This is a genomic window from Saccharothrix sp. ST-888, assembly GCF_000955975.1.
Classification (GTDB): Bacteria; Actinomycetota; Actinomycetes; order Streptomycetales; family Streptomycetaceae; genus Kitasatospora.
Window position 1 is genome coordinate 1 of record NZ_JYJF01000566.1, and the last position, 358, is coordinate 358.

At 73.5% G+C, this 358-nt stretch carries 1 pseudogene; it reads left to right on the forward strand.

Annotation, left to right across the window (positions count from 1 at the left end):
- Positions 1-188 precede the first annotated feature (188 nt).
- Positions 189-358, forward strand: a pseudogene (locus UK12_RS42110) (formyltransferase family protein); the annotation flags it as partial.

A 358-nucleotide genomic window follows, 5' to 3' on the forward strand; every position in this document is an offset into this window, starting at 1 on the left:
GTGCAGCCGGTGGCCCTCATCCCGTACGCGAGCGCGTCGGCGAAGCCGTGGGCGCCGGGGAAGGAGCGCAGCAGGGCGGACTGGGTGTTCAGGAACCGCGCGGCGCAGGCCGTGAGGCCCCCGGCGCCGCGGATCTTCATGAACCCGCGCGGCAACCTCAGGTACGGTCTGCACCGGGCGGCGGGGACCAACCGGAACCGGTGGTCTTGGCCGGGTTTATGAAGATCCTCCGGGCCCGGGTCCTCGCCGGCTTCGCCGGACGGGTCGTCAAACACCACCCCGCCCTGCTGCCCTCCTTCCCCGGCGCCCACGGCGTCGCCGACGCGCTCGCGTACGGGGTGAAGGTCACCGGCTGCAC